We start from the raw sequence: 19,506 nt of genomic DNA on the forward strand, positions 1-19,506 counted from the left end.
GGACAAAAGAGACTGATGAAGCGAGGGTGTTAAAAAGGCCCCACTTGCGTGGAGCCTTTATTGTACGCTTTTTAACGCGTGATTTCAGTCAATTCCACTTACATGGACTGAGTGAAAGTACGGGTAATAACGTCCTGCTGCTGTTCTTTCGTCAGGGAGTTAAAACGTACTGCGTAGCCAGATACGCGGATGGTCAGCTGAGGATATTTCTCAGGGTGTTCCATCGCATCGAGCAGCATTTCACGGTTCATCACGTTCACGTTCAGGTGCTGACCACCTTCGATGGACGCTTCGTGGTGGAAGTAACCATCCATCAGACCCGCGAGGTTAGTTTTACGCACTTCGTCGTCTTTACCCAGCGCGTTTGGCACGATAGAGAAGGTGTAAGAGATACCATCTTTCGCGTAAGCAAACGGCAGTTTAGCAACGGAGGTCAGAGAGGCAACCGCACCTTTCTGGTCACGACCGTGCATTGGGTTAGCACCTGGGCCGAATGGCGCGCCAGCACGACGACCGTCTGGGGTGTTACCGGTTTTCTTACCATACACAACGTTAGAGGTGATGGTCAGAACAGACTGAGTCGGGATAGCGTTACGATAGGTAGTGAGTTTCTGAATTTTCTTCATGAAACGTTCTACCAGGTCAACCGCCATGTCATCAACGCGAGCGTCGTTGTTACCAAACTGCGGATATTCGCCTTCGATTTCGAAGTCGATAGCCAGACCATCTTCGTCACGAATTGGTTTAACTTTCGCATATTTGATTGCAGACAGGGAGTCAGCCGCAACGGACAGACCTGCGATACCACATGCCATGGTGCGAACGACGTCACGGTCATGCAGCGCCATCAGAGAGGCTTCGTAGCTGTACTTGTCGTGCATGTAGTGGATAACATTCAGCGCGGTCACGTACTGTTTAGCCAGCCAGTCCATGAAGTGATCCATGCGGTCCATGACTTCGTCATAGTTCAGCACGTCGCCTTTGATCGGTTCAGACTTAGGACCAACCTGCATTTTCAGTTTTTCATCAACGCCGCCGTTGATTGCGTACAGCATGGTTTTCGCCAGGTTTGCACGCGCACCGAAGAACTGCATTTGCTTACCAACAACCATTGGACTTACGCAGCAAGCGATAGCGTAGTCATCGTTGTTGAAGTCAGGACGCATCAGGTCATCGTTCTCATATTGCAGAGAAGAGGTGTCGATGGACACTTTAGCGGCGAATTTCTTGAAGTTCAGAGGCAGTTTTTCAGACCACAGAACGGTGATGTTCGGCTCCGGAGAAGGACCCATGGTGTACAGGGTGTTCAGGAAGCGGAAGCTGTTTTTGGTTACCAGAGTACGGCCATCTACGCCCATACCGCCGATAGATTCGGTTGCCCAGATTGGGTCACCAGAGAACAGCTCATCATATTCTGGGGTACGCAGGAAGCGAACCATACGCAGTTTCATGACCAGGTGGTCAATCATTTCCTGAGCGTCTTGTTCGGTGATTTTGCCTGCTTTCAGGTCACGTTCGATGTACGCATCCAGGAAGGTGGATACGCGGCCGAAGGACATTGCTGCACCGTTCTGAGACTTAACTGCGGCCAGGTAGCCGAAGTAGGTCCACTGGATAGCTTCCTGAGCGTTGGTAGCAGGACCAGAGATATCGCAGCCGTATTTAGCCGCCATCTCTTTGATCTGACCCAGCGCACGGTGCTGTTCAGCGATCTCTTCACGCAGACGGATAGTCGCTTCCAGGTTTACGCCGTTTTCCAGGTCAGACTGGAGAGAGACGAACTGCGCGTATTTGTCTTTCATCAGGAAGTCGATACCGTACAGCGCAACGCGACGGTAGTCACCGATGATACGGCCACGGCCATAGGCATCTGGCAGACCGGTCAGAACGCCAGATTTACGGCAGTTCAGAATGTCTTTGGTGTAAACATCGAATACGCCCTGGTTATGGGTTTTGCGGTATTCGGTGAAGATTTTTTTCAGCATTGGGTCCAGCTCGCGATTATACGCTTTGCAGGAACCTTCAACCATTTTGATACCACCGAACGGGATGATTGCGCGTTTCAGTGGTGCTTCAGTTTGCAGACCAACAATTTTCTCAAGGGCTTTATTGATGTAGCCAGCATCGTGAGAAGTGATGGTAGAAGCAACGGAGGTGTCAAAATCAACTGGCGCGTGAGTGCGGTTTTCCAGTTTAACGCCTTCCATTACGCTGTCCCACAGCTTGGTGGTTGCGTCAGTCGCACCAGCCAGGAAGGATTCGTCACCTTCATACGGGGTATAGTTTTTCTGAATAAAGTCACGGACGTTGACTTCATTCTGCCAGTCACCTTTCGTAAAACCTTCCCAGGCTGTGGCTAACTTTTCATTAAGCTCGGACATGTAACACCTACCTTCTTAAGTGGATTTTTTATTTACTGCCTGAGACAACCATTAATGATGATCGCCGCCACGCAGGTAAATGACCCAGTATGTCAACCCAACTAACAGACCCCCACCGATAATGTTCCCGATAGTGACGGGGATCAGGTTATCAGTAATGAAGTTCATAATCGTCAGGTGTGAAAAACTTTCCGGGGTTGAACCTACAGCAGTCCAGAACTCCGGGCTTGCAAAGTTGCGGATAACAATCCCCATCGGGATCATGAACATATTCGCAATACTGTGCTCAAAGCCGCTGGCAACAAACATAGCAACCGGCAGAACCATAATCATGGCTTTATCCATCAGGCTACGACCAGAGTAGCTCATCCAGACCGCCAGGCAGACCATCAGGTTTGCGAGGATGCCGAGAGCAACGGCTTCGATAAATGTATGGTGCATTTTGTGGTCGGCGGTTTGCAGGACGTTAAGCCCCCAGCCGCCGTTGGCGGTCATATACTCGCCAGAGAGCCACATCAACAGAACAAAGAGCAGACAGCCAATCAGGTTGCCAACGTAAACGTTGAGCCAGTTGCGACCCAGTTGACCCCAGGTAATTCTTCCGCTGGCTTTTGCCACAACAATCAGCACCGTTGAGGTGAAGAGGTCGGCGCCGCAGATGACGCAGAGAATCAGGCCCAGTGAGAAGCAAATACCACCAATCAGTTTCGCTATGCCGAAAGGCATCCCGGCCGTGCCGGTGGTGGCTGTGATATAGAAGACGAAAGCGATGGAGATGAACACCCCAGCCGTAATGGCCAGAAAGAACGTCGTCATCGGATGTTTCGTGGCTTTGTAGACACCCGCTTCTTCGGCAACTTTCGCCATCGCAGCGGGGAGTAATAGATCAAAAGGGTTGTCAGCTTTCACACTAACTCTCTCTTTATTAAGTCGGCGACGAGATACTAACAAAGCATTATAGAAGAGAAATTGATATAGATCATATCTCGCCTGGCTTATAGGCCCGCAGTGTGTATGGTTTTACAGCAAAAGCGGAGTAAGTATTTGATTATCCGTATAAAAATAAATTTTAAAAGTTATGAAAAGAGTTGAATTTTTTCCTTCAGCCTCCCATGGAACAGTTAATTAAAATGGAGTATTTATTATAATTAGTAACAGTAAAGCTCAGGTAAGCGTTTTTATATTTACCCGTGGTTAACTTAATTATTACAATTAAAAGTCATTGCGGAAAAATAAAAAAAAGGGGCAATGAAATTGCCCCGTAATATAGCTCAGGCGATTGAATACGCCTACAGCCATTAATGTTATATGCGCTTATTTTGACCAGTAAGCGGCTTTTGCCTTCTGCAATTTTTCATACGCATTCAGCAGTGACTGATGCGCCGGGAAGGCTTGCAGATCGCTGTCAACCGCTTGCAGGCCGTAGAATGGTTCTTCACCGCTCAGCGCCGCGCTGGCAGCTTCAACGGCATCCGCACCGTACATACGCACAAAGGCGTTCAGATACTGCAATGGCTCGCGGTCGTCTTCCTGAGAAAGCAGGAGCAGCGTTTGCAGGCAACGGTAATAATTAGTGCGCTCGGCGGAGAAGACGGACTGGTTAAACTCCATCGTCCACTCGGTCCAGGCCAAAGCCTGATCCAGATCGCCGCCCGCCAGCGCCAGCATCGCTTTCAGCTCGCCGATGCGCAGGGTGTACCAGCCGTTATCTTTTCCGGTCGCCAGACCCAGCAGTTCGCGTACGCGGGTGAAATCATCGTGTCCTTCTTCGTCCAGCTGGGCGATCAGGTTCAGATAATCTTCTTTATCCCACTCGCTGCCTGGCAGGGCCAGCAGGGTTTCACGCAGATGCGCGCCCATGCTGTTGTTTGCCAGCCACAGATCTTCTGCCGGATAAATGTCCGACATACCTGGCACAATAATACGGCACGCGTAAACGCCGAGATGTTCATAGTCGGCAATGTAGACTTCCTGATCTTCCGCGTGGAAGATCGCCATCAGGGTGGCGAACTCTTCTTCCGTCGTACCGGCAAAGCTCCAGTCCACGAACGGATAGTCCGCGTCCTGTTTGAACATATCCCAGGAGATCAAACCGCTGGAGTCGATGAAGTGCGTTTCGAGGTTGGTGTGCTCGGCGACCTCTTCGTCATCAAAGGTCGGCGGCGTAAACACGTCGAGATCTTTCAGGCTACGACCTTGCAGCAGTTCGGTCACGGTACGCTCCAGCGCCACGCCGAAGTCAGGGTGCGCGCCGAAGGAGGCGAAGCAGGTGCCGTTGGCCGGGTTGAACAGCACTACGCAGATAACCGGATATTTGCCGCCCAGAGAGCCGTCATAAGCAAAGATTGGGAAACCTTCTGCTTCCAGTTTGGCGATGGATTCCACCACGCCCGGGTAGCGCGCCAGCACGTCAGCCGGGATCTCCGGCAGGCTGATGGATTCAGCAATAATGCGGTTTTTGATGTGACGCTCGAAAACTTCAGACAACCCCTGCACGCGCGCTTCGTTGCGGGTATTACCGGCAGACATGCCGTTGGACACATACAGGTTGCCGACGATGTTCATCGGGATATAAACGGTCTGCTCGTCAGACTGACGGATGAACGGCAGGGTGCAGATCCCACGATCCTCATTGCCGGATTGCAGGTCGATCAGCATGCTGCCGGTCAGCTCGTTTTCCGGATCGTAGAACGCGCGCAGGCGGGCATCGAGAATGCCTTCCGCCAGTTCATCGTTTTCGGTCAGCGGGAACCATTTTTCGTTCGGGTAGTGAACGAACGGACCGTTGGCGATAGTTTCGCCCAGCCAGAAGTCGGCGAAGAAGTAGTTGGTGGACAGACGCTCAAAATACTCACCCAGCGCAGAGGCCAGCGCCGCTTTTTTGGTCGCGCCTTTACCGTTGGTAAAGCACAGCGCACAGTCTTTGTCGCGAATATGCACGGACCAGACGTGAGGCACCGGATTCAGCCAGGAGGCTTCTTCGATATTAAAGCCTAGGTCGGTCAGTTTCTGCTGGAAGCGAGCGATGGAATCTTCCAGAGCGGCGTCTTTGCCGGGGATAAACGTTTGAGTCATGGCGTTCACTTTTATCGTACGTAAAGCGCGCAATGATACGGGTTTTGCGTGACGGGTGCTATCTCCGGCGAAAATAAATGGCTGGGCTATGCTTATAAGCAGTAACCTACTGTTAAGGCATAGAAAAATGAAAGCATTTGATCTCCAGCGGATGGCGTTTGATAAAGTCCCGCCTGAGTTTATAGGCGAAGTGGCGTTGCGTAGCCTTTACACCTTTGTACTCGTCTTCCTGTTTCTGAAAATCACCGGACGTCGCGGCGTGCGGCAGATGTCGCTGTTTGAAGTACTGATTATCCTGACGCTGGGGTCGGCGGCAGGGGACGTTGCCTTTTATGACGATGTGCCGATGGTGCCGGTCTTTATCGTCTTTGTGACGCTTGCACTGCTGTACCGGCTGGTCATGTGGCTGATGTCGAAAAGTGAGAAACTTGAAGATCTGCTCGAAGGGAAGCCGGTGGTGATTGTCGAAGATGGTCAACTGGCCTGGGAGAATGTGCAAAGCGCCAATATGACGGAGTTTGAGTTCTTTATGGAACTCCGTCTGAGCAGTGTTGAGCAACTGGGGCAGGTGCGTCTGGCGATTATGGAAACGAATGGTCAAATCAGCGTTTATTACTATCCCGACGATGAGGTGAAGCCCGGTCTGTGCATCCTGCCGGATATGCTCATCGAGCGATACAAAACTGTACCTGAAGCGGGGGAGTATGCCTGCATAAAATGTAGTCATGTGGTGGTCATGCAGGCGGGCGATCATCAATTATGCCCCCGCTGTACGAATCCAGAATGGACGAAGGTTAGCCGGGCTAAACGCATCACCTGACAGCGATTTTGTCGGTTTTGTGACAACGGTACGGCAGATTGTATTGTGTGACGAGTGACACATTTCTTCGGCCATCAGTTTTAGACATTGCGGCGCGTGTCACTGAATGATAAAACCGATATCCACAGTTATAACTTATGGCTTTTAGCGTGGTGAGGGGAAATGGCTCAAGTCTTTAATTTCAGTTCAGGTCCGGCAATGTTACCGACAGATGTGCTCAAACAGGCTCAACAGGAGCTGTGTGACTGGAACGGTCTGGGTACGTCGGTGATGGAAGTCAGCCACCGGGGTAAAGCGTTTATTAAGGTGGCGGAAGAGGCAGAAAAGGATTTTCGCGATCTGCTGAACATTCCCTCGAACTACAAAGTATTGTTCTGTCACGGCGGTGGACGCGGCCAGTTTGCGGGTATCCCGCTCAATCTGCTGGGCGACAAAACCACCGCTGATTACGTTGATGCGGGCTACTGGGCGGCCAGTGCGGTAAAAGAAGCGCATAAATATTGCACGCCGAATGTCATCGATGCCAAAGTGACCGTTGACGGTCTGCGCGCCGTGAAGCCGATGAGTGAGTGGCAGCTTTCTGACAACGCCGCGTATCTTCACTACTGCCCGAACGAAACCATCGACGGTATTGCCATTCACGAAGAGCCAGACTTTGGCGAAAATGTCATTGTGACGGCGGACCTCTCTTCAACCATTCTGTCCACCCCGCTGGATGTCAGCCGCTACGGCGTCATCTACGCGGGTGCCCAGAAAAACATCGGTCCTGCGGGCCTGACAATCGTTATCGTGCGTGAAGACCTGCTGGGGAAAGCCCATAAGTCTTGCCCGTCAATTCTGGATTACACCGTCCTGAACGACAACGATTCCATGTTCAACACCCCACCAACGTTTGCCTGGTATCTCTCCGGCCTGGTCTTCAAATGGCTGAAGCAAAAAGGCGGTGTGGCGCAGATGGATAAGATCAATCAGCAAAAGGCTGAACTGCTGTACGGCGTGATCGACAAGAGCGATTTCTACCGTAACGATGTCGCCAAAACTAACCGTTCGCGCATGAACGTGCCGTTCCAGCTGGCGGACAGCAACCTGGATAACGTGTTCCTGGAAGAGTCCTTCGCGGCGGGTCTGCATGCGCTGAAAGGCCACCGTGTGGTAGGCGGGATGCGCGCCTCTATCTATAACGCCATGCCGCTGGAAGGCGTTAAAGCCCTGACTGATTTCATGATCGACTTCGAACGTCGTCACGGTTAATTGGCTGTTTTTCACCCCCGCAGCGTTCCTGCGGGGTTTTTATTATGTTGAGTTGAGAGTTGAGTTTCATGGAATCCCTGACGTTACAACCTATCGCGCGGGTAGATGGCACCATTAATCTGCCTGGTTCAAAAAGTGTCTCGAACCGCGCTCTGCTGCTGGCAGCTCTGGCAAACGGCACCACCGTCCTCACTAATCTGCTGGACAGCGATGACGTGCGCCATATGCTCAATGCACTGAAAGCGTTGGGCGTTCAGTACGCGCTGTCTGACGATCGTACCCGTTGTGAAGTCACTGGTAACGGCGGCACGTTACATTCTGCTGAAGCGCTGGAGCTTTTCCTGGGTAACGCCGGTACCGCGATGCGTCCTCTGGCCGCTGCGCTGTGTCTGGGGAGTAACGATATTGTGCTGACCGGTGAGCCGCGAATGAAAGAGCGTCCGATCGGCCATCTGGTGGATGCCCTGCGCCAGGGCGGCGCGCAGATTGATTATCTTGAGCAGGAAAATTACCCGCCCCTGCGTCTGCGCGGGGGATTCACTGGCGGCAATGTTGAGGTTGACGGTAGCGTTTCCAGTCAGTTCCTGACTGCGCTGCTGATGACCGCACCGCTGGCACCACAGGACACCGTTATCAGCATTAAAGGCGACCTGGTTTCTAAGCCGTACATTGATATCACCCTGCACCTGATGAACACCTTTGGTGTTGAGGTGGAAAACCAGTCTTATCAGCGCTTCGTGGTGCGCGGAGCGCAGCAGTATCAGTCCCCGGGCCACTACCTGGTTGAAGGCGATGCTTCCTCCGCCTCCTATTTCCTTGCCGCAGGTGCGATTAAAGGCGGTACGGTAAAAGTGACGGGCATTGGCCGCAACAGCGTGCAGGGCGATATCCGTTTTGCTGACGTACTGGAAAAAATGGGCGCGGTGGTGACCTGGGGCGATGACTTCATCTCCTGTACCCACGGTGAGCTGAACGCCATTGATATGGATATGAACCATATTCCGGATGCGGCGATGACCATTGCTACCGCTGCGCTGTTTGCGAAAGGCACCACCACGCTGCGAAACATTTACAACTGGCGTGTGAAAGAGACGGACCGCCTGTTCGCGATGGCAACCGAGCTGCGTAAAGTGGGGGCCGAGGTAGAAGAGGGCGAAGACTACATTCGCGTCACGCCGCCGGCAAAACTGCAATTTGCAGAAATTGGCACCTACAACGATCACCGCATGGCGATGTGTTTCTCGCTGGTGGCGTTGTCAGATACGCCAGTCACTATCCTTGATCCGAAGTGTACGGCAAAAACGTTCCCGGACTACTTCGAACAGCTGACGCGCATTAGCACCCTGGCCTGATGATCGTATGCCGCATCACCTGATGCGGCATTTCCTTACGCTTTCTGACACTCATCCTCTTTCATTTCTTCTACACTCTGCTTCAATCATTCCGTAATTTGCACGCAAAGGTAACAGTTGCGCACGTTGGCGCGTATAATGCGCGGCGTTCATGTAAACGGTATGCCTTAATTAAGGAGAAAAAGATGACGGCAATTGCCCCGGTAATCACCATTGATGGGCCAAGTGGCGCAGGGAAAGGTACTCTGTGCAAAGCGATGGCGGAAGCATTGCAATGGCATCTTTTAGATTCGGGAGCAATCTATCGCGTGCTGGCGCTGGCTGCGCTGCATCATCATGTGGATGTTGCGTCTGAAGAAGCGCTGGTACCGCTGGCTGCGCATCTGGATGTGCGCTTTGTCTCGACCGATGGCAACCTTGAAGTGATCCTGGAAGGGGAAGATGTCAGCGGTGAAATCCGTACCCAGGAAGTGGCCAATGCGGCCTCTCAGGTGGCGGCTTTCCCACGCGTTCGTGAAGCGCTGTTACGTCGCCAGCGCGGTTTCCGTGAAGCGCCGGGGCTGATCGCCGACGGCCGCGACATGGGAACCGTGGTATTCCCTGATGCGCCAGTGAAAATTTTCCTTGACGCCTCTTCAGAAGAACGTGCCCATCGCCGCATGCTTCAGTTGCAGGAAAAGGGGTTTAGTGTTAACTTTGATCGCCTTTTATCCGAGATAAAAGAGCGCGATGACCGCGATCGTAACCGCGCCGTCGCACCACTTGTTCCCGCGCAAGACGCATTAGTGCTGGATTCAACCAGTTTAACTATTGAGCAAGTGATTGAAAAAGCGCTACAATATGCGCGCCAAAAACTGGCACTCGCGTAATCGCGACCGATTTAGCAGTACCCCCGCTGCAATGGATTGACGGCGGGTATGTGAAACAACCCCATCCGGCACGGAGCCAGGTGGACGTTAATATTAACCTGAAGATTAAACATGACTGAATCTTTTGCTCAACTGTTTGAAGAATCCTTAAAAGAAATCGAAACCCGTCCGGGTTCCATCGTTCGTGGCGTTGTTGTTGCTATCGACAAAGACGTTGTACTGGTTGACGCCGGTCTGAAATCTGAGTCTGCCATCCCGGCTGAGCAGTTCAAAAACGCCCAGGGCGAGCTGGAAATCCAGGTAGGTGACGAAGTTGACGTTGCTCTGGACGCAGTAGAAGACGGCTTCGGCGAAACCCTGCTGTCTCGTGAGAAAGCTAAACGTCACGAAGCATGGATCACGCTGGAAAAAGCTTACGAAGAAGCTGAAACTGTGGTCGGTGTTATCAACGGCAAAGTTAAAGGTGGCTTCACTGTTGAGCTGAATGGTATTCGTGCGTTCCTGCCAGGTTCTCTGGTAGACGTTCGTCCAGTCCGTGACACCCTGCACCTCGAAGGCAAAGAGCTTGAGTTCAAAGTAATCAAGCTGGACCAGAAGCGTAACAACGTTGTTGTTTCCCGTCGTGCCGTTATCGAATCCGAAAACAGCGCAGAACGCGATCAGCTGCTGGAAAACCTGCAGGAAGGCATGGAAGTCAAAGGTATCGTTAAGAACCTCACTGACTACGGCGCATTCGTTGACCTGGGCGGCGTTGATGGCCTGCTGCACATCACCGACATGGCGTGGAAACGCGTTAAGCACCCAAGCGAAATCGTGAACGTGGGCGACGAAATCACTGTTAAAGTGCTGAAGTTCGACCGCGAGCGTACTCGTGTATCCCTCGGCCTGAAACAGCTGGGCGAAGATCCATGGGTAGCTATCGCTAAGCGTTACCCAGAAGGTACTAAACTGACTGGTCGCGTAACCAACCTGACTGACTACGGCTGCTTCGTTGAAATCGAAGAAGGCGTTGAAGGTCTGGTGCACGTTTCCGAAATGGACTGGACCAACAAAAACATCCACCCATCCAAAGTTGTTAACGTTGGTGATGTAGTGGAAGTGATGGTTCTGGATATCGACGAAGAACGTCGTCGTATCTCCCTGGGCCTGAAGCAGTGCAAAAACAACCCATGGCAGCAGTTCGCGGAAACCCACAACAAGGGTGACCGTGTTGAAGGTAAAATCAAGTCTATCACTGACTTCGGTATCTTCATCGGCCTGGACGGCGGCATCGATGGCCTGGTTCACCTGTCTGACATCTCCTGGAACGTTGCAGGCGAAGAAGCAGTTCGTGAATACAAAAAAGGCGACGAAATCGCAGCAGTTGTTCTGCAAGTTGACGCAGAGCGTGAGCGTATCTCCCTGGGCGTTAAACAGCTTGCAGAAGATCCGTTCAACAACTGGGTTGCACTGAACAAGAAAGGCGCAATCGTAAACGGTAAAGTGACTGCTGTTGACGCTAAAGGCGCAACCGTAGAACTGGCTGACGGCGTTGAAGGTTACCTGCGCGCTTCCGAAGCTTCACGTGACCGCGTTGAAGATGCAACTCTGGTTCTGAGCGTTGGTGACGACGTTGAAGCTAAGTTCACCGGTGTTGACCGTAAGAACCGTGCAATCAGCCTGTCTGTTCGTGCTAAAGACGAAGCTGATGAGAAAGATGCAATCGCAACTGTGAACAAACAGGAAGATGCAAACTTCTCTAACAACGCAATGGCTGAAGCTTTCAAAGCAGCTAAAGGCGAGTAAGTTCAGGTTCGCACCATCATTTGAGCTGTAACGCATTTACAGCGCGAAGGATGGAGAGCAGACTTGACAGATTGCAGGATTCGTCCTGTAATCAATAACAAAGGGCGGCTACGGCCGCCCTTGTTTAATAAGCTGTTCAGCTAATGGGTTTGAAAGGAACCGGAGGAATCATGACCAAGTCAGAATTGATTGAAAGACTTGCCAGTCAGCAACCGCATATCCCTGCCAAGGCTGTGGAAGATGCCGTTAAAGAGATGCTGGAGCATATGGCTACCACTCTTGCCCAGGGCGAGCGCATTGAAATCCGCGGTTTCGGTAGTTTTTCCCTGCACTATCGTGCACCACGTACCGGGCGTAACCCGAAGACTGGCGATAAAGTGGAGCTGGAAGGAAAGTATGTTCCGCACTTTAAGCCGGGTAAAGAACTGCGCGATCGCGCCAATATTTACGGTAACTGAGTTTAATCATCAGGGTTAAACTGAGTTTAAAGAAAGCACCTTAGGGTGCTTTTTTTGTATCCCGCCCCTGCATTTCTGAATACGCGCCGCATTTAAATTTTCTCTTTACTGTAAACGCTAAAAAACGTTGCAGCGTCCGCTGTAAATCACGCCTTTTCTGTCTGACGACGCATCAGTCCCGCCGCATAATCGCCTGAAACATGGAGGTGAAGATGGGGATCCACGTTATCAGTATGTGCGCCATTCTGGCCATAATCCCGCTCTATTGGTTACCCGTTTTGCCAGATTTGCATATTGTCTGGTTGCTGATTGCCGCAGGAATTGCGTTATCAGTACAGCAGAGAAAATGGCTCAGGTTTTCAGGCCTCGCATTGCTTTTTATGTGCTGGGGGATCCTGGCCGCTCAGGAAAGCGTGTGGCCGATGAACCATTTAACGAAAGTTCCGCAGCAGGCCGAGGTGGTCATTACCGCAACGGACGGCGCAACGATGCATCAGGGAAGGATTGTCAGCCTCAATGGAGAACGTGTGTGGGCTGCCATGGGCGTGGCGCTGTATGGCAACTATCTGCCGCAAAACGTCTGCGTGGGTCAACGCTGGGCAATGACCCTGCGGCTCAGGGCGGTACACGGAGAACTCAACGATGGCGGCTATGATTCACAGAAAAATGCCTTTGCCCGACATCAGACGCTGAGTGGACGGTTTACCCATGCGGCGCTCGTTGACGAAGGCTGTAGCCTGCGTGCGCAGTACCTGACATCACTACAGAGTACGCTTTCAGCATATCAGTGGGGACCCGTGATACTGGGGCTGGGAATGGGGGAGCGGCTGTCGGTCTCGCGGGAGATAAAAAACCTGATGCGTGAGACCGGAACGATGCATCTGATGGCAATCTCGGGATTGCATATTGCGCTGGCCGCTTCTGTCATCTGGTTTCTGGCGCGAGGCATCCAGTTCTTCCTGCCGGGCCGCTGGATTATCTGGCAAATCCCCTTGCTGGCAGGGCTGATTTTTGCCGCGTTTTACGCATGGCTAACAGGCTTACAGCCGCCTGCGCTGCGCACGGTTATCGCGCTTGTGGTACTGGCGGTGTTAAAAATGAGCGGTCGCCAGTGGTCGCCCTGGCAGGTATGGCTTACCTGCGTGGCGGCGATCTTGGTTTTCGATCCACTGGCGGTCCTGTCACAAAGCCTGGCGCTATCAGCGTTTGCGGTCGCCGCGCTTATTTTTTGGTATCAGTGGTTGCCTCTCCCGCTCTGGCAACGTGGCCGGTGCCTGCGACCGCTGGTTACGCTGTTGTATTTGCAGGTCGGTATGCTGCTGCTTCTGTTGCCGCTTCAGGTGCTGATTTTCCATGGTTTCACTCTCTCCTCGCTGGCGGCGAATCTGTTTGCCGTTCCTCTGGTCACGTTTATCTCAGTTCCGCTGATCCTGCTCGGCATGTTTCTGCATCTGTTTCCGATGGCGACGCTGGAAAGTATCGTCTGGCTGGCTGCCGATAAATCTCTGGCAGGGCTTTTCTGGCTATTGATGCGTTTACCGAATGGCTGGCAGGACGTTGATGAACGCTGGCAATACCTGACGTTACTGCCATGGCTGCTGATCATTGGCTGGCGATTCAGGGCCTTCAGCGCAGTACCCGCAGTCTGTCTGGCAGGCAGCGTGGTGCTGGCATTTCCCCTCTGGCACAGGGCCAAAACAGACAGCTGGTCCCTGCATATGCTGGATGTAGGGCAGGGGCTGGCGATGGTCATTGAGCGTCACGGGAAGGCCATTCTGTATGACACTGGGTTGGCATGGCCCGGTGGGGACAGCGGGCAGCAGCTGATTATCCCCTGGCTACGCTGGCATCATCTGAGGCCGGAAGGGGTGATTCTGAGCCATGAACATCTCGACCACGCGGGGGGACTGGCATCGCTAAAAGCTGCCTGGCCCGCAATGTGGATCAGAAGCCCCTTATCCTGGGCCGGGCATCTTCCTTGCTTTCGTGGAGAGCGATGGCAGTGGCAGGGTTTAACGTTCTCCGTGCACTGGCCACCCGAAAATACCTCGGCAAAAGGTAACAACCGCTCCTGCGTGGTAAAAATCGATGACGGCGAACAAAGCGTTTTACTGACCGGAGATATTGAAGGGCAGGCAGAACTGGCAATGCTGAGCCACCGCTGGCGTCAACTAGCGTCTACACTGATTCAGGTGCCGCATCATGGAAGTAACACGTCATCTTCAACACCGCTGCTACAGCGCGTGGAGGGACAGGTTTCGCTGGCCTCGATGGCCCGCTATAACGCGTGGCGTTTCCCTTCCATCAAAGTAGTCAGGCGCTATCGAACTGAGGGATATCTCTGGCTTGATACTCCGCAGTCCGGACAGATATCTGTGACGTTTTCGCACCAAAGTCGGCAAATTCGCCGCTTACGTGAACACTATTTACCGCGTTGGTATCATCAGTGGTTTGGCGCGCCCGTAGATAACGGGTAGAATATGCGGCTATTTCAACAAATGCTGGTTTTTTGAATGCATAACGACAAAGATCTCTCCACGTGGCAAACGTTCCGCCGGCTCTGGCCGATGATTGCTCCTTTCAAAGCAGGCTTGATCGTGGCGGGCGTAGCGTTAATCCTCAACGCAGCCAGCGATACGTTTATGTTATCGCTTCTCAAACCGTTACTGGATGACGGTTTCGGTAAAACGGATCGTTCAGTGCTGCTATGGATGCCGCTGGTGGTTATTGGGCTGATGATCTTACGCGGAATCTCCAGCTATGTATCCAGCTACTGCATCTCCTGGGTATCCGGTAAAGTGGTGATGACCATGCGCCGTCGGTTATTCAGCCATATGATGGGGATGCCGGTCTCATTCTTTGACAAGCAGTCAACCGGTACCCTGCTGTCGCGTATTACCTACGATTCAGAGCAGGTTGCGTCGTCCTCTTCCAGCGCACTGATTACCGTTGTGCGTGAAGGCGCATCCATCATCGGCCTGTTCGCGATGATGTTCTATTACAGCTGGCAACTGTCGCTGATCCTTATTGTGCTGGCGCCGATTGTCTCCATCGCGATCCGCGTGGTATCAAAGCGTTTTCGCAACATCAGTAAAAATATGCAGAATACGATGGGGCAGGTGACTACCAGCGCCGAGCAGATGCTGAAAGGCCATAAGGAAGTGTTGATCTTCGGCGGTCAGGAAGTCGAAACCAAACGCTTTGACAAGGTCAGCAACAGAATGCGTCTGCAAGGGATGAAAATGGTATCGGCCTCGTCGATTTCCGATCCGATCATTCAGCTGATTGCCTCTCTGGCCCTGGCCTTCGTCCTGTATGCCGCAAGCTTCCCGAGCGTCATGGAAACCCTGACTGCGGGTACCATTACCGTGGTGTTCTCATCCATGATCGCGCTGATGCGTCCGCTGAAATCGCTGACTAACGTCAACGCCCAGTTCCAGCGCGGGATGGCAGCCTGTCAGACGCTGTTCAGCATCCTCGATTCCGAACAGGAAAAGGATGAAGGTACACGCGTGATCGAGCGCGCTAAAGGCGACCTGGAATTCCGTAACGTGACCTTTACCTATCCAGGCCGTGAAGTGCCGGCGCTGCGTGATATCAGCCTGTCCATCCCGGCGGGTAAAACCGTCGCGCTGGTTGGTCGTTCCGGTTCGGGCAAGTCGACCATAGCCAGCCTGATTACCCGTTTCTACGATATCGACCAGGGCGAGATCCTGCTTGATGGTCACGACCTGCGGGAATATACCCTCCAGTCGCTGCGTAACCAGGTTGCGCTGGTCTCGCAGAACGTGCATCTGTTCAACGATACGGTGGCGAACAACATTGCGTATGCCCGTACCGAAGAGTACAGCCGTGAAGAGATTGAGAATGCGGCGCGTATGGCCTATGCGATGGACTTCATTAACAAAATGGATAACGGTCTGGATACGATCATTGGCGAAAACGGGGTGCTGCTCTCTGGTGGTCAGCGTCAGCGTATCGCGATTGCCCGTGCGCTGCTGCGCAACAGCCCGATTCTGATCCTCGATGAAGCAACGTCCGCACTGGATACGGAATCTGAACGCGCTATCCAGTCTGCTCTGGATGAATTACAGAAAAACCGTACCTCGCTGGTTATCGCGCACCGTCTGTCGACCATCGAACAGGCTGACGAAATCGTGGTGGTGGAAGATGGCGTGATCGTTGAACGCGGCAGCCATGCGGACCTGCTGGAACAGCGTGGTGTTTACGCGCAGCTTCATAAAATGCAGTTCGGTCAATGATTGCACGCATCTGGTCGGGTGAATCCCCTCTGTGGGTGCTGCTTCTCCCGCTCTCCTGGCTGTATGGCCTGGTGAGCGGTGCTATTCGTCTGCTTTACCGCCTCGGGATCAAGCGCGCCTGGCGCGCACCGGTACCGGTGGTGGTGGTCGGCAACCTGACGGCGGGTGGAAACGGCAAAACCCCGGTGGTGATCTGGCTGGCAGAGCAGCTCCAGAGGCGCGGTATCCGCCCGGGAGTTGTCTCACGCGGTTACGGTGGTAAAGCGGCGCAGTATCCACTGGTGCTGAGCCCAGCTACGACAACCGCTGAAGCCGGCGATGAGCCGGTACTGATTTACCAGCGTACAGGCGCGCCGGTTGCGGTATCGCCGGTGCGCAGTGATGCCGTGAAGGCACTGCTTGCGGAGCATGATGTACAAATCATCATTACCGATGATGGTTTGCAGCATTACGCGCTGGCGCGTGATAAAGAGATCGTGGTCATTGACGGCGTTCGGCGTTTTGGCAACGGCTGGTGGCTTCCAGCCGGTCCAATGCGCGAGCGTGCGTCGCGCCTGAAAACCGTCGATGCCGTGATTGTGAACGGTGGTGAAGCCAGAGCGGGCGAAATCCCGATGCTTCTTCGTCCCGGACAGGCCGTAAATATGCTGACCGGCGAGCGTAAAGACGTCGCGCAACTGGAACATCTGGTTGCGATGGCCGGTATAGGTCATCCGCCGCGTTTCTTCGCAACGCTGGAGCAGTGCGGCGCGCGGCTGGAAAAACGGTTGCCGCTGGCCGATCACCAGGCGTTAGTTGCCGAAGAGGTTGAAAGGCTGGCAGCGCCGGGCCAGACGCTGATCATGACGGAAAAAGACGCGGTAAAATGCGGGGCCTTTGCGAAAGAAAACTGGTGGTATCTGCCGGTTGACGCTGAACTCAGCGGCGAACAGCCGGAACATTTGCTCAAGGAACTGCTCGCGTTAGTGCAGTAACTTCTACGCGGTTCCGGTGGTGCTTTGACTGACAGGAAAACGCATGTCTCTACCGCAACTCTCACTTGCAGCCGCACGAAACCTGCATCTTGCCGCCCAGGGGCTTCTGAAAAAGCCCCGCCGCCGCGCGCAGCCAGCTGATATCCTCTCTACCGTGCAACGCATGTCGTTGCTGCAAATCGACACCATTAACATCGTGGCGCGTAGCCCGTATCTGGTCCTGTTTAGCCGCCTGGGAAACTATCCTCCGCAGTGGCTGGATAATGCGCTGAGTCAGGGCGAACTGATGGAATACTGGGCGCATGAAGCCTGTTTTCTCCCGCGCAGCGATTTTGCACTGGTGCGTCACCGCATGCTCGCCCCGGACAAAATGGGCTGGAAATACCGCCAGGAGTGGATGGTGGAACACGCGGATGAAATAGAACAACTGATTGCCCATATTCAGGAAAACGGTCCGGTACGCTCCGCGGATTTTGAACACCCGCGAAAAGGCGCCAGCGGATGGTGGGAGTGGAAACCGCACAAACGCCATCTTGAAGGGCTGTTTACGTCGGGCAAAGTGATGGTGGTCGAGCGCCGCAACTTTCAGCGTGTCTATGACCTCACGCACCGCGTTATGCCTCACTGGGACGATACGCGTGACCTGCTGTCTCAGGACGTAGCCGAAGCCATCATGCTCGGGAACAGCGCCCGCAGCCTTGGCATCTTCCGCCCGCAGTGGCTGGCGGATTATTATCGTCTGCGTCAGCCGCAGCTAAAACCACTGCTCGAAACGTGGCAGCGCGAACAGCGCGTCATGCCGGTCTCGGTAGAGTCGTTAGGTGAAATGTGGCTGCATGCGGATTTGTTCCCTCTGCTGGCGCAGGCGCAGGAGGGCAAACTCCAGGCGACCCACAGTGCCGTGCTGTCGCCGTTCGACCCCGTTGTCTGGGACAGAAAGCGGGCCGAACAGCTGTTTGATTTCAGCTACCGTCTGGAATGCTACACCCCGGCGCCCAGGCGTCAGTATGGTTATTTTGTTTTGCCGCTGCTGCACAAAGGACAGCTTGTCGGGCGCATGGACGCTAAAATGCACCGTAAAACCGGCATGCTTGAAATTATCGCGCTCTGGCTGGAAGAGGGCATAAAGGTGACGGCTGGCCTGGAAAAAGGGTTAACGACTGCGCTCAGTGAATTTGCGCGCTGGCAGGGGGCGCATGAAATTGTACTCGGTCGCGTGCCTGTGGAGCTGTTTGCGACCTGTCGAGATGGCTGGGAAACAGACACTCCCTGAAAAGGGAATATGATAAGCTTTAGGGATTACCCATACGGAGGAACTATGGATCACCGTTTACTAGAAATTATTGCCTGCCCGGTGTGCAACGGCAAACTGTATTACAGCCAGGATAAACAAGAGCTGATTTGCAAACTGGACAGCCTGGCGTTCCCGCTGCGTGACGGTATTCCGGTCCTGCTGGGAAATGAAGCCCGTTCACTGGTGGCAGAAGAGATCAAACCATGAGTTTTGTTGTCATTATCCCTGCGCGTTATGCTTCAACGCGCCTGCCAGGTAAACCGCTGGTGGATATCAATGGCAAACCGATGATTGTGCATGTCCTTGAACGGGCACGCGAATCGGGCGCCGGACGTGTCATCGTCGCCACCGATCACCCGGATGTCGCGCGAGCGGTTGAGGCCGCGGGTGGGGAAGTGTGCATGACCCGTGCCGATCATCAGTCAGGCACCGAGCGCCTGGCGGAAGTCGTCGAAAAATGCGGTTTCAGCGACGAGACGGTGATTGTGAACGTGCAGGGCGATGAGCCGATGATCCCGGCGGCGATTATCCGTCAGGTGGCCGACAACCTGGCTCGGCGTCAGGTCGGGATGGCAACCCTCGCGGTGCCGATTCACCACGCTGAAGAGGCGTTCAATCCGAATGCGGTGAAAGTGGTCATGGACGCAGAGGGCTACGCGCTCTATTTCTCCCGCGCCACCATTCCGTGGGATCGCGATCGTTTCGCGCAATCGAAAGAGACAATCGGCGAAACCTTCCTGCGCCACATCGGTATTTACGGCTACCGCGCCGGCTTTATTCGTCGCTACGTCGCCTGGGCACCAAGCCCGCTGGAGCATATTGAAATGCTCGAACAGCTTCGCGTGCTGTGGTACGGCGAGAAAATTCACGTTGCGGTTGCCCAGGAAATCCCAGGCACCGGCGTGGATACCCCTGAAGATCTCGAGCGCGTACGCGTCGAAATGCGTTAATTCGCTGGCATCCCCTCGTCTGGGGGGATGCTCTC

15 protein-coding genes are annotated in these 19,506 nt (G+C 53.7%); 12 read left to right on the forward strand and 3 right to left on the reverse strand.

Features of this window, described 5'->3' with window-relative positions:
* Window positions 1-98: 98 nt before the first annotated feature.
* The 3 genes from pflB to ycaO form a co-directional block, all read right to left on the reverse strand.
* Window positions 99-2,381, reverse strand: coding sequence for a formate C-acetyltransferase (gene pflB, locus O1724_RS08200; RefSeq protein WP_003858247.1), 2,283 nt, complete (start codon window positions 2,379-2,381; stop codon window positions 99-101).
* A 51-nt stretch (window positions 2,382-2,432) separates the two neighbouring features.
* Window positions 2,433-3,290, reverse strand: a complete 858-nt coding sequence (gene focA / locus O1724_RS08205) for a formate transporter FocA (protein WP_017384832.1) — start codon at window positions 3,288-3,290, stop codon at window positions 2,433-2,435.
* A 405-nt stretch (window positions 3,291-3,695) separates the two neighbouring features.
* A complete protein-coding gene (gene ycaO, locus O1724_RS08210; protein ID WP_414539061.1) occupies window positions 3,696-5,456 on the reverse strand; it encodes a 30S ribosomal protein S12 methylthiotransferase accessory factor YcaO in 1,761 nt (586 codons plus the stop codon).
* Window positions 5,457-5,583: 127 nt separating this feature from the next.
* Here ycaO and O1724_RS08215 point away from each other — a divergent pair, with 127 nt between their 5' ends.
* From O1724_RS08215 to kdsB, 12 genes are all read left to right on the forward strand, one after another.
* Window positions 5,584-6,276 (forward strand): DUF421 domain-containing protein, encoded by a 693-nt coding sequence (locus tag O1724_RS08215; RefSeq protein WP_126296717.1) that lies wholly within the window; start codon window positions 5,584-5,586, stop codon window positions 6,274-6,276.
* Window positions 6,277-6,438: 162 nt separating this feature from the next.
* Entirely contained in the window at window positions 6,439-7,527 is a 1,089-nt protein-coding gene (serC, locus tag O1724_RS08220; RefSeq protein WP_023324406.1) for a 3-phosphoserine/phosphohydroxythreonine transaminase, read from the forward strand.
* Between the two features lie 68 nt (window positions 7,528-7,595).
* The gene (aroA, locus tag O1724_RS08225; RefSeq protein WP_126296716.1) at window positions 7,596-8,879 is read left to right on the forward strand and encodes a 3-phosphoshikimate 1-carboxyvinyltransferase; all 1,284 of its coding nucleotides are present in this window, start codon (window positions 7,596-7,598) and stop codon (window positions 8,877-8,879) included.
* Between the two features lie 185 nt (window positions 8,880-9,064).
* On the forward strand, window positions 9,065-9,748 hold the full coding sequence (gene cmk, locus O1724_RS08230) for a (d)CMP kinase (RefSeq protein WP_003858236.1): 684 nt from the start codon (window positions 9,065-9,067) through the stop codon (window positions 9,746-9,748).
* A gap of 111 nt (window positions 9,749-9,859) precedes the next feature.
* The gene (gene rpsA, locus O1724_RS08235) at window positions 9,860-11,533 is read left to right on the forward strand and encodes a 30S ribosomal protein S1 (protein WP_003858235.1); all 1,674 of its coding nucleotides are present in this window, start codon (window positions 9,860-9,862) and stop codon (window positions 11,531-11,533) included.
* 170 nt (window positions 11,534-11,703) lie between these two features.
* Window positions 11,704-11,991 (forward strand): integration host factor subunit beta, encoded by a 288-nt coding sequence (ihfB, locus tag O1724_RS08240; protein ID WP_003858233.1) that lies wholly within the window; start codon window positions 11,704-11,706, stop codon window positions 11,989-11,991.
* 212 nt (window positions 11,992-12,203) lie between these two features.
* Window positions 12,204-14,468 (forward strand): ComEC family protein, encoded by a 2,265-nt coding sequence (locus O1724_RS08245; RefSeq protein WP_126296715.1) that lies wholly within the window; start codon window positions 12,204-12,206, stop codon window positions 14,466-14,468.
* 36 nt (window positions 14,469-14,504) lie between these two features.
* Window positions 14,505-16,253 (forward strand): lipid A ABC transporter ATP-binding protein/permease MsbA, encoded by a 1,749-nt coding sequence (gene msbA / locus O1724_RS08250; protein WP_003858227.1) that lies wholly within the window; start codon window positions 14,505-14,507, stop codon window positions 16,251-16,253.
* A complete protein-coding gene (gene lpxK, locus O1724_RS08255; protein ID WP_126296714.1) occupies window positions 16,250-17,227 on the forward strand; it encodes a tetraacyldisaccharide 4'-kinase in 978 nt (325 codons plus the stop codon). The genes msbA and lpxK overlap by 4 nt, the downstream gene beginning before the upstream one ends.
* A 43-nt stretch (window positions 17,228-17,270) precedes the next feature.
* Window positions 17,271-18,500 carry a winged helix-turn-helix domain-containing protein gene (locus O1724_RS08260; RefSeq protein ID WP_063401718.1) on the forward strand — a complete coding sequence of 410 codons (1,230 nt, stop codon included), beginning with the start codon at window positions 17,271-17,273 and terminating at the stop codon, window positions 18,498-18,500.
* A 45-nt stretch (window positions 18,501-18,545) separates the two neighbouring features.
* Window positions 18,546-18,728, forward strand: coding sequence for a protein YcaR (ycaR, locus tag O1724_RS08265; RefSeq protein WP_126296712.1), 183 nt, complete (start codon window positions 18,546-18,548; stop codon window positions 18,726-18,728).
* Complete coding sequence (kdsB, locus tag O1724_RS08270) at window positions 18,725-19,471, forward strand: 3-deoxy-manno-octulosonate cytidylyltransferase (protein ID WP_003858218.1); 747 nt, start codon at window positions 18,725-18,727, stop codon at window positions 19,469-19,471. The genes ycaR and kdsB overlap by 4 nt, the downstream gene beginning before the upstream one ends.
* The last annotated feature ends 35 nt before the right edge of the window (window positions 19,472-19,506 follow it).

The sequence above is a fragment of the Enterobacter cloacae complex sp. HYC074_NIDB genome (assembly GCF_056673345.1).

Excerpts from the sequence above, each read along its gene's own strand:
- O1724_RS08260 (WP_063401718.1), top strand. The coding sequence starts at position 17,271 with ATGTCTCTACCGCAACTCTCACTTGCAGCCGCACGAAACCTGCATCTT.
- kdsB (WP_003858218.1), top strand. The coding sequence starts at position 18,725 with ATGAGTTTTGTTGTCATTATCCCTGCGCGTTATGCTTCAACGCGCCTG.
- cmk (WP_003858236.1), top strand. The coding sequence starts at position 9,065 with ATGACGGCAATTGCCCCGGTAATCACCATTGATGGGCCAAGTGGCGCA.
- ycaR (WP_126296712.1), top strand. The coding sequence starts at position 18,546 with ATGGATCACCGTTTACTAGAAATTATTGCCTGCCCGGTGTGCAACGGC.
- ihfB (WP_003858233.1), top strand. The coding sequence starts at position 11,704 with ATGACCAAGTCAGAATTGATTGAAAGACTTGCCAGTCAGCAACCGCAT.
- O1724_RS08215 (WP_126296717.1), top strand. The coding sequence starts at position 5,584 with ATGAAAGCATTTGATCTCCAGCGGATGGCGTTTGATAAAGTCCCGCCT.
- aroA (WP_126296716.1), top strand. The coding sequence starts at position 7,596 with ATGGAATCCCTGACGTTACAACCTATCGCGCGGGTAGATGGCACCATT.
- ycaO (WP_414539061.1), bottom strand. The coding sequence starts at position 5,456 with ATGACTCAAACGTTTATCCCCGGCAAAGACGCCGCTCTGGAAGATTCC.
- msbA (WP_003858227.1), top strand. The coding sequence starts at position 14,505 with ATGCATAACGACAAAGATCTCTCCACGTGGCAAACGTTCCGCCGGCTC.
- pflB (WP_003858247.1), bottom strand. The coding sequence starts at position 2,381 with ATGTCCGAGCTTAATGAAAAGTTAGCCACAGCCTGGGAAGGTTTTACG.
- O1724_RS08245 (WP_126296715.1), top strand. The coding sequence starts at position 12,204 with ATGGGGATCCACGTTATCAGTATGTGCGCCATTCTGGCCATAATCCCG.
- lpxK (WP_126296714.1), top strand. The coding sequence starts at position 16,250 with ATGATTGCACGCATCTGGTCGGGTGAATCCCCTCTGTGGGTGCTGCTT.
- serC (WP_023324406.1), top strand. The coding sequence starts at position 6,439 with ATGGCTCAAGTCTTTAATTTCAGTTCAGGTCCGGCAATGTTACCGACA.
- rpsA (WP_003858235.1), top strand. The coding sequence starts at position 9,860 with ATGACTGAATCTTTTGCTCAACTGTTTGAAGAATCCTTAAAAGAAATC.